Source organism: Deltaproteobacteria bacterium, assembly GCA_005879795.1.
GTDB lineage: Bacteria > Desulfobacterota > Binatia > DP-6 > DP-6 > DP-6.
This window is the reverse complement of the sequence record VBKJ01000258.1, coordinates 1-2,744: the sequence shown is the minus strand read 5'-3', so window position 1 is coordinate 2,744 and position 2,744 is coordinate 1. Positions and strand designations below refer to the sequence as shown.

Here is a 2,744-nt window from a genome sequence, read left to right as displayed (position 1 = left end):
TCGCGGCTGAAGACGAGCAGGTCTTCCAGCACGCGGTTCACGCCGCCGAGCGCGTCCTCGATGGCGGCGGCGTTTGCCTTCGCCTGCGCGACCGCGGCCGCCGGGTCGCCCTCGGGCTCCGTGTGCCGGATCAGGTCGGCGTAGATGCCGATCACGCCTAGCTGCTGGAGGATCTGGTGCGAGATGACCGACGACATCTTGCCGATCGCCGAGAGCCGCTCACGGTGCTCGAGCTCGCGGTTGAGCGCCTCGAGCCGCCGGTTCTGCTCCTCGACGGCGACCCGCCGCTCCGTGAGCCGCTTCAGCATGACGTGGAGCCCTAGCGCGGCGAGCGACCACACCGCCGCGCCGGCGAGGCCGTGCGTCGCATAGCCGTACACGACGAGGAAGACGAGCGGGGTCAGCGTCACGATGACGACGAGCTCGAGGTCCTGGATCACCGTCCGGGCGCGCGCGGCTCGGTATGGCAGCAGGAAGGGGCGGTATGAGTAGATCGGGAACATCGCCAGGAGTCCCCACACGGCGTACCCCGCGAGCTCCGCCAGCGCGATGGCGGCGGGGTGGCGCGTGGGGTCGCCCCCGGGCACGAGGCGCGACACGACCCACCACCGGACTGCGAGCCCGAGCGCGAACGACGCCCACTCGGCCGCGGCGGCGGCGCGCTCGTTCCACTCCTTGATCCAGAAGAGCGAGGCCACCGCGCCCGCGCCCCCGACGGACGCCCCGACGAGCCGGTCGCGCCAGCGCGCGGGCAGGAGCGCGCGGAGGCCGCTCGCCAGGATGGGCTCGGCCACGCGGAGCACGATGATGGGCGGCCCGCCCACGTAGAGAAAGCCGATGGTGAGCGCGAGCCCGGGCACTGGCAGCACGAGCGACGGCAGCACCTCGACGTAGAAGCGGAAGAGGAGGACCGATAGGAGCGCATAGACGACGTAGATCGGCCAGTCCGCGACCCGGAACTGGAGCGCGCTCCACACCGCCACCGCAACGCCCGCCGCGATCAGGGGGCCGCGCAGCGCCTGCGATCTCCGCGCCACCCCCAGCGGCAGCCCGCGCGTCATGACGGCCGCTTCTCGCCGAGTCCGAGCTTCACCGCGAGCAGGGCCGCCTTGGTGCGGTCGTTCACCCGGAGCTTCCGGAAGATGCTCGCGACGTGGTTCTTGACCGTCTGCTCGCTGATGAAGAGCCGCTTCCCGATCTCCCGGTTCGACTCGCCGGTGGCGAGGAGCTTCAGGATCTCCTCCTCGCGCGCGGTGAGCGTGTCGAGCTGCTCGCGGTAGCGCTCCTCCTCGCGCTCGCGCTCGAACTCGCGCAGCACACGCCCCGCGATCTCGCCCGACAGCATCGGCTCGCCCGCGGCGGCCCGCTCGACCGTGGCGCGGATCTCGTCGGGCGCGACGTTCTTGAGCAGATAGCCGACGGCGCCGGCCTTGAGGGCCGCGAACACCCGCTCGGAGTCCGAGAAGGCGGTCAGCATGACGACGCGGATCTCCGGGTGCTTCTCGTGGAGCGCGCGCGTCAGCTCGATGCCGCCCTCGCCCGGCAGCTCGACGTCCATGAGGACGATCTGCGGCCGCCCGTGCGCGCGCAGCGCCTTCCACATCTCCTCGCCGTTCCCCGCCGTGGCGAGGACGCGGATGGTCTTGCGCGCCTCCAGGCACTGCCTGAGCCCATCGCGGAAGACGGGGTGGTCGTCGACGATCAGGACCTTGATCGGGTCGTGCGCCACGGCGGCGGGAGTATCGCTCGCTCGGTCCGCGCCCACCAGTAGTACGGGAGTACCAGCCGGGTCAGACGGCGGTACCGGCCCGTTGGACCTCGGAAAAATGAGGAGGCCGGGCGATTGAGGCTGGTCCGCTCCCGTCCTTATCGTGCGTGGCGAAGGGAGGTGCTGATCATGTTCACTCCAGTCGGCGGCGGCCTCGGGGCGCTGGCGATCCCGGCAGGCGCGAAGGCGATGGGCGGGCTCGTCCTGGCGCTGGTCGCCCTCACGGCCCTCATGCTCCTGGGCGCGCGGCGGGGGAGGGCGTCATGACGGACGGCTACCTCGCCTTCCTCCTCGCGCGCGACGGGGAGGCCGACCTCCTCCGCCACACGCTCTCCCGGCGCGAGGCGTTCTTCGACCGCCTGGTGCGCGAGCCGGTGCGCTCGCGGTGGGCGGTCGACCGGGAGACGTTTCTCCGCAACCTCGCCCGCCGAAGGCCCGAGCCCGGGCTGGACGACCGCATGCTCTGGCTCCTCGCCACCGCAAAGGCGAACCAGGCGGAGCGGTTCGGCGTCGGCCTGAGCGAGCTCTACGGGAAGGTGAACCCGGACGACCCGATCCTCGTGCGCATCGTGCTCCAGGAGCACTACCACACGCGCATCCTCGCCGACGCGCTCGCGATCTTCGGCCTGCCGGTCCACGCCCGGCCGCCGGCGCTCGCCGCGCGCGTGATCGTGAAGCTCCTCGTCGGCACGCCCGAGCGCTGGAACCGGCCGCTCGCCGGGTGCGCAGAGATGGCCGGCTGCGTCCTCTTCCGCGCGCTCCGCGACCGCGGCGTCGAACTCTTCGCCGACGAGCCGGAGGTCGCCGCGCGCATCCGCCTCCTCTACGACGAGATCCTGGGCGACGAGATCGGCCACGTGGGCTACCTCGCAGCCGTCCTCGGCCCGGCGGGCCGGGCCGTGATGCGCGGCCTCTACCGCGCCCTGGGTCTCCGGCTCGCGGGGCAGCTCCCCGAGCTGGTCGCGCTCTTCGGACG

3 protein-coding genes are annotated in these 2,744 nt (G+C 72.3%); 1 reads left to right on the top strand and 2 read right to left on the bottom strand.

From position 1 onward, the window contains the following. A partial coding sequence (locus tag E6J59_19790; protein TMB15718.1) for a hypothetical protein occupies positions 1-1,061 on the bottom strand: 1,061 nt, incomplete at its 3' end. After that, positions 1,058-1,729, bottom strand: coding sequence for a response regulator transcription factor (locus tag E6J59_19785; protein ID TMB15717.1), 672 nt, complete (start codon positions 1,727-1,729; stop codon positions 1,058-1,060). The genes E6J59_19785 and E6J59_19790, both read right to left, overlap by 4 nt. Positions 1,730-2,031: 302 nt before the next feature. Between E6J59_19785 and E6J59_19780 the strand changes: the two genes are divergently transcribed. Then, the coding region (locus E6J59_19780) for a hypothetical protein (GenBank protein ID TMB15716.1) at positions 2,032-2,744 on the top strand (713 nt) is incomplete at its 3' end.